We start from the raw sequence: 6,694 nt of genomic DNA, 5'->3' as shown, positions 1-6,694 counted from the left end.
CCGCCCTCGCCGCGCATCCATGCGCGTCGCCCCGGCCTTCCGTAAACGCTTCGGCGATTTTCAGCCGGAACAGGACGTCGCTTTAAGCTTTCCTTCTTTACCCGCAACGGCATCGCTGTACTTCCTAAAAGCTCGATCGGTTCCCTCTCCCCGTGGGAGAGGGTTAGGGTGAGGGCATCAGACCGCACAGAGCCAAACAAGCCCGGTGGCGCAACATCAAAGCTCGATCTGTCCCCTCTCCCCCTGGGAGAGGGCCAGGTTGAGGGCATCACTCCGCCTTCACCCTCACCCCCATCAGCACAATAACCATTGCCGTGACCAGCAGCAGTCCGCTTCCGGCGAACACGCCGCTGGCACCGTTGAGGTCAAACACCGCGCCGCCGCCTGCCGCACCGGCGCTGATCGCCAGCTGGATAGAGGCCACCAGCAGCCCGCCCGCGCTTTCGGCTTCATCCGGGACGGTTGTCGCAAGCCAGGTTGACCAGCCCACCGGCACCAGGCCAAACGCAAAGCCCCACAGCGCCACCAGCAGGCCGTCGAGCATCGCCAGATGCCCAAACGCAACCATCGTCAGCGCCAGAACGCCCATCGCAAACGGCACCAGCGCCAGCGTCAGGCGCAGGTTCCGCGCCAGCAGATGCCCGGCGATGGATGTCCCGACAAAGTTCGCCACGCCAAAGCCGAGCAGGATCAGGGAGATACTCTCCACGCTCACCTGCCCCACCGTTTCAAGGAACGGGCGCAGGTAAGTGAAGAACGCGAAATGCCCGCTGAAGATCAGAATGGTCGCCAGCATTCCCCCCACCATCCCCGGACGGCGCAGCACGCGGAACAGCGTTCCCAGGCTGCCGCTGCTTTCCGGCTTCATGGAGGGCAGAACCCACAGCTGCCACAGCAGCGCCAGCATGCTCGGCACGGTGCAGAGGATAAACACGTTGCGCCAGCCAATCAGACTGCCGAGATAGCTCCCGAGCGGCGCGGCAACCACCGTGGCGATAGAAACGCTTGAGAAGATCACCGCCAGCGCCTTCGGCACTTTATCGGCAGGCACCAGACGCATCGCCGTGGCGGTCGACATCGCCCAGAAGCCGCCGATGGCGATCCCCAGCAGCAGGCGCCCCATCAGCAGCACGTGCAGCGTGGGCGCGAAGGCCACCAGCAGGCTGGAGATAATTTGCAGCACCGAGAAAAACATCAGCACCCAGCGTCTGTCGATACTTTTGGTGGCTGAGGCGATCAGCAGCCCGGTCACCAGCGCCACCAGCGCCGTGGCCGTCACCGCCTGCCCGGCCATCCCCTCTGTGACGCCGAGGCTCGCCGCCATGGGCGTCAGCAAACTGGCAGGTAAAAACTCTGCCGTGATCAGGCCAAACACCCCCAGTCCCAGTGAATAGACGGCTCGCCAGGCGGGCTTTGCGGGGGCCATCGCCTCTCTCGCCGCGACACATGAATTCATCTGTTGATCTCCCGTTATAAAATTGTGACAACTGTCGCAAAAGCATAGAGAGTTCCCGATGGACGATCTATGACATATAATCTCTGATTATTGATAATTCGTCCGGAAGTGAAGAGATGACCACCCACAATCCCGATTTGATCAGCGAGCTTCTTCGCGGGATGCGCCTTTCCGGCGTGAAGTATCGCCGGATCGAAGCCAGCAGCCCCTTTGGCGTGGCGTTTCATCACGCCCCCGGCAAAGCCCAGTTTCACTTCGTCAGCCACGGCTCCGCCCTGCTGCGCATGGAGAGCGGCGCGACCTTCACGCTAAGCGGCGGCGACGCGCTGTTCATCCCCAACGGCAACGCCCACGCCCTGCTCTCTGACGAACGCGCCGACATCACCCCGGTGAGCGCGTTTCCAAGCGAGCCGATTTGCAGCTCGGTGTGCGCCATCACCTGCGAGCCGTGCCCGGACAGCGAAAACACGATCATCTTCAGCGGGTGTATGGACTTCGAGCTTGGCGGGATGCAGCCGCTGATCAAGGCGATGCCGGAGGTGATGATGGTCAGCCGCCTGATGTCCACCTGGCCGGAGATCCACCCGCTGCTTGCGGCGATGGAGCGCGAGTCCATGACCCGCCAGGTCGGTTTCGCCGGGATCCTCGCGCGGCTGGCGGACGTGGTCGCGGCGCTGATCGTGCGCGGCTGGGTAGAAGCGGGCTGCGGGAAAGCCACCGGATGGGTGCAGGTACTGCGCGACCCGCGCCTGAGCCGCGCCATTTACGCCATGCACCAGCAGCCGGGCCAGAACTGGAACGTGGCGGATCTCGCCAAAGAGGCCGGCACCTCGCGCTCGGTCTTTGCGGAGCGATTTCTTTCGGCGACCGGCACCACGCCCGCCAAATACCTGTCTGAGCTGAGAATGCGCCTGGCGGTGCAGTATATTCGTCACGAAAATCAGCCGCTCGAAACGGTGGCGCTGCGTCTGGGGTATGGATCGCTCGCCGCGTTTAGCCGGGCGTTTAAGCGGATTGTCGGCCACGCGCCGGGCGCGCTGCGGGAAATGAGCCAGACGCCGGAAGAGGTCTGACCGAGTAGCGCCATCGAGCCGCTCTTCGTGAATATGAACGCGCGTCAACTCACCGGTAATACGCGGGTATTACCGGGCAAATCCCCCCAAAATAATATTTTTCGCGAATTCAGCTTTATTTATTACCTCGTCCCTCAGGCGATAAAACGAAATGGAGGTCGCGATGAATAAATAACATCGACCGGAAACGTCAGTCCGCGTTCTCGGCCGTATTCCACTCTCCGGGCCCTCCTCGCACTGCTCCCACCAAAGGCCGCCACGCTCGGGCAAGGAAAGTGTTTATTGCCCTTTCCGCCCGCGTTCTTTCTATTATTTATTTCGCAAGCGATTTCAGCGGCCAATATTTCTGGCGTCCGGCAACAATGATCGGCGCAACGGTAAATTATCTGGTTGTGTGAAAAATGGGATATTCGGCACGCGAAGTTATCAATATTCGTCTAAGGTTTTCAGGTGGTTGACGACAGCGGGCACGCTGCTCAGAGAATAAAGGAGAGAACCCATGATAAGACCTCAGATGCGCCACCCTACACGTTTGCAGCTTGCCCTCGGCGGCGTACTGCTCGGCATCACGTCCCTTGCGCTGGCGGATGAGCCCGCCGCCGGACAGCCGGCCTCCCCGGACATTTTGCTCGGCCCGCTTTTTAACGATGTGCAGAGCGCCAAACTTTTCCCTGACCAGAAAACCTTTGCCGATGCGGTGCCCAAAAGCGACCCGCTGATGATTCTGGCCGATTACCGGATGCAGCACACCCAGTCCGGTTTCGACCTGCGCCACTTTGTCGAAATGAACTTTACCCTGCCGACGGAAGGCGAAAAGTATGTTCCTCCGGCAGGACAAAGCTTACGCGAGCACATCGACGGGCTGTGGCCGGTGCTGACGCGCGCCACCGATAAAGCCGGTAAATGGGATTCGCTGCTGCCGCTGCCGAAACCCTACGTAGTGCCCGGCGGGCGTTTTCGCGAGGTCTATTACTGGGACAGCTACTTCACCATGCTCGGGCTGGCGGAGAGCGGGCACTGGGACAAAATCAGCGATATGGTGGACAACTTCGCCTATGAAATCGACACCTGGGGGCATATCCCGAACGGCAACCGCAGCTACTATCTGAGCCGCTCCCAGCCGCCGTTCTTCTCGCTGATGGTGGAGCTGTTGGCTACCCACGACGGCGACGCGCTGAAGAAATACCGTCCGCAGATGGAAAAAGAGTACGCCTACTGGATGGACGGCGCCGACGCGCTCCAGCCCGGTCAGGCCAACAAGCGGGCGGTGAAGCTCGACGATGGCGCGATCCTCAACCGCTACTGGGACGACCGGGACACCCCGCGCCCGGAGTCCTGGCTGGATGATGTCACCACCGCCAAAAGCAACCCGAACCGCCCGGCGACGGAGATCTACCGCGATCTGCGCTCCGCTGCCGCCTCCGGCTGGGACTTTAGCTCCCGCTGGATGGACGATCCGCAAAAGCTCGGCACGATCCGCACCACCAGCATCGTGCCCGTCGATCTTAACGCCCTGATGTTTAAGATGGAAAAGCTGCTGGCAAAAGCCAGCCAGGACGCGGGCGATGCCGCCAGCGCCAGCAAATATGACGCGCTGGCCGCCGCCCGCCAGAAGGCGATTGAGGGCCATTTGTGGAATGAAAAAGAGGGCTGGTACGCGGATTACGATCTTAAGAGCAAAAAGGTGCGAAATCAGCTGACCGCCGCCGCCCTCTTCCCGCTGTACGTGAAGGCAGCGGCGCAGGATCGCGCGGATAAAGTGGCAGCCGCTACCTCGTCGCGCCTGTTAAAACCGGGCGGCATTGCCACCACCACCGTCAACAGCGGCCAGCAGTGGGATGCGCCGAACGGTTGGGCGCCGCTGCAGTGGGTCGCCACCGAAGGCCTGCAGAACTACGGGCAGGACAACGTGGCGATGAACGTCACCTGGCGGTTCCTGAAAAACGTTCAGCACACCTACGACCGAGAGCAGAAGCTGGTTGAAAAGTACGACGTGTCGAGCACCGGAACGGGCGGCGGCGGCGGTGAGTATCCGCTGCAGGACGGATTCGGCTGGAGCAACGGCGTGACGCTCAAAATGCTGGATCTGGTCTGTCCGAAGGAGAAACCGTGCGACAGCGTGCCGGAGAATCAGCCTGCGGCGAACGATGCGGCTGCGCCGCAGCTGCAGAAGAGCGCGGCCCAGTAGCGTACAAAAAAACGGCTCTCGCCTGAGAGCCGTTTATGCTGTTCTTAGGTTCTTCTGAGTAACCGAAAAATGCCCAGCACCAGAATTGCGCCGACCACGGCGACGAGGAAGCTGTGCAGATCAAAACCGCTGATGTTACCTCCGAGGCCAAACATCGTTGCCAGCCAGCCGCCAACAACCGCACCAACGACTCCGAGGACACAGGTCAGAATGAAGCCGCCGCCATCACGTCCCGGCATGATGAGTTTGGCGATAGCGCCGGCGATAAGACCAAAAATAATCCAGGCGATGATACCCATAGCAATGCCCTCTTGCAGGTTTAACGCGTGCGCGAAAACCCTTCCGCGCAGGTAACTTAAGTATAGGTCATGGCCGGAAAAGCGGTTTCTTATCACCGACGTAAATTGCTGGCGTGGTTAAAAAAACTCACCGGTTTGTATTAAGTTTCATATCAGGCTGCCGATAACTCCTGGACAGTCTGTCACACATCGAGGAGCCATCTGGCGTGAGTAATTACAGTGAGCAGTTCCTGAAACAAAATCCGCTGGCTGTATTAGGGGTATTGCGCGATCTGCAAAAAGGCGAAGTGCCGCTGCGCATCAGCTGGTCGACTAACCAGTTCATCAGCAAAATCCTTGAGGCCTCGCCGGAACGCCTGGTCATCGATCTGGGCAGCCAGGAGCATGAAAACCGCGCGGCGCTGCGGGCGCAAAATCTCTCGGTGATGGCTGAAACCCAGGGCGCAAAAGTGGAGTTTGTGATGCCTGCGCTGACGCAGGGTGAATATCAGGGTCTGCCCGCCTTTATTGCCCCGCTGCCCACTAACCTGTGGTTTGTGCAGCGCCGGGAATATTTCCGCATCAGCGCCCCGCTGCACCCGGCCTATTTCTGCAAGGCCAAAATGCCGGATAAAAAAGAGATCCGCTTCCGCCTGTTTGACCTCTCTCTCGGCGGGATGGGCGCGCTGATGGACACGGTTAAACCCGAAGGGCTGGTCGAGGGAATGCGTTTCTCGCAGGTGGAGCTGGATATGGGCGGCTGGGGGCGGTTCTATTTTGATGCCCAGCTGATTGCCATCAGCGAGCGCAAGGTGGTCGACAGCAAAAACGAAACCATTACCACCCCGCGGCTGAGCTTCCGCTTTCTGAACGTCGGGCCGGGCGCCGAGCGCGAACTACAGCGCATTATTTTCTCGCTGGAGCGAGAAGCGCGGGAACGAGCGAATAAAGTGCTTTAACGGAGGTCGGGCAGCATCACCTGCCGCCCGACGGCGGGATTACATGGCATCCATCGCTTTCTGAACTTTCCAGATGTAGCGCGGAGCCTGCGGTGCCGGATGGTTTTTCACCACGTGGTCGAAGAACTCGTCCTTGTCCATGCCGTTGATCTCTTCAATCGCCTCTTTGCGATCCGAGGAGAAGGTTCTGAGCAGCGCGCCCGCGCCGTTAACGTAAGAGACCACCAGCGCGTACTGCATCACCTCAGGATCTTCAATGCCTTTCAGAATGCCGTGTTCCAGAATGCTCAGATACGCGGTGCCCATGGAGATGTTGCGCTCCGGGTTTTTCAGCTCGCTGGTGGACGGCTGCCCGCTCCAGCCCATATAGCGGTAAACCTCTTTCCCTGCGGTGGAGGCTTTCAGCTGCATCAGGCCCACCGCGTTAGATTTACTGACCAGCGTCGGGTTACCGCCCGACTCCACCGCAATGATCGCCGTCACCAGACGCGGGCTGACGCCCCAGGCTTTACCGGCTTGCTCACTTATCGGCATCCACTGCATCGCCCGCTTCACGGGCACTTCAGGGTTCCACGGCGGATTTTGATAGTCATGTTTTGAACTACAGCCAGCGAGCAACACAATCAAAAAAGCAAACCATCTCAATTTCACGTCATCTATCCTTATAGCCGATCGTCGCGGTGACTCTGCCCCTTGAAGCGGGACACGTACAGGCGGCATGATATAGGCATTTAGTTTCT

General features: G+C 59.9%; 6 protein-coding genes. 3 read left to right on the top strand and 3 right to left on the bottom strand.

Annotated elements, in window-relative coordinates; all coding sequences use genetic code 11:
• Positions 1–268: 268 nt before the first annotated feature.
• Complete coding sequence (locus AB6V08_RS16060; RefSeq protein WP_368543820.1) at positions 269–1,456, bottom strand: MFS transporter; 1,188 nt, start codon at positions 1,454–1,456, stop codon at positions 269–271.
• 116 nt (positions 1,457–1,572) lie between these two features.
• On the opposite strand from AB6V08_RS16060, the gene AB6V08_RS16055 reads away from it, so the two are divergent.
• Both AB6V08_RS16055 and AB6V08_RS16050 read left to right on the top strand, forming a co-directional pair.
• Entirely contained in the window at positions 1,573–2,529 is a 957-nt protein-coding gene (locus AB6V08_RS16055) for an AraC family transcriptional regulator (protein ID WP_368543819.1), read from the top strand.
• Between the two features lie 499 nt (positions 2,530–3,028).
• Positions 3,029–4,717, top strand: coding sequence for an alpha,alpha-trehalase (locus tag AB6V08_RS16050; RefSeq protein WP_368543817.1), 1,689 nt, complete (start codon positions 3,029–3,031; stop codon positions 4,715–4,717).
• A 44-nt stretch (positions 4,718–4,761) separates the two neighbouring features.
• Here the strand turns inward: AB6V08_RS16050 and AB6V08_RS16045 are convergent, their stop codons facing one another.
• Complete coding sequence (locus AB6V08_RS16045) at positions 4,762–5,016, bottom strand: GlsB/YeaQ/YmgE family stress response membrane protein (RefSeq protein ID WP_368543816.1); 255 nt, start codon at positions 5,014–5,016, stop codon at positions 4,762–4,764.
• Positions 5,017–5,222: 206 nt separating this feature from the next.
• On the opposite strand from AB6V08_RS16045, the gene ycgR reads away from it, so the two are divergent.
• The gene (gene ycgR, locus AB6V08_RS16040) at positions 5,223–5,954 is read left to right on the top strand and encodes a flagellar brake protein YcgR (protein WP_368543815.1); all 732 of its coding nucleotides are present in this window, start codon (positions 5,223–5,225) and stop codon (positions 5,952–5,954) included.
• Between the two features lie 39 nt (positions 5,955–5,993).
• On the opposite strand, the gene emtA is transcribed toward ycgR, so the two are convergent.
• A complete protein-coding gene (gene emtA / locus AB6V08_RS16035; protein ID WP_234674550.1) occupies positions 5,994–6,605 on the bottom strand; it encodes a membrane-bound lytic murein transglycosylase EmtA in 612 nt (203 codons plus the stop codon).
• Positions 6,606–6,694: the final 89 nt, after the last annotated feature.

Source organism: Enterobacter soli, from assembly GCF_964208575.1.
Taxonomy (GTDB): domain Bacteria; phylum Pseudomonadota; class Gammaproteobacteria; order Enterobacterales; family Enterobacteriaceae; genus Enterobacter; species Enterobacter soli_A.
This window is presented reverse-complemented; position numbering and strand designations above follow the sequence as displayed.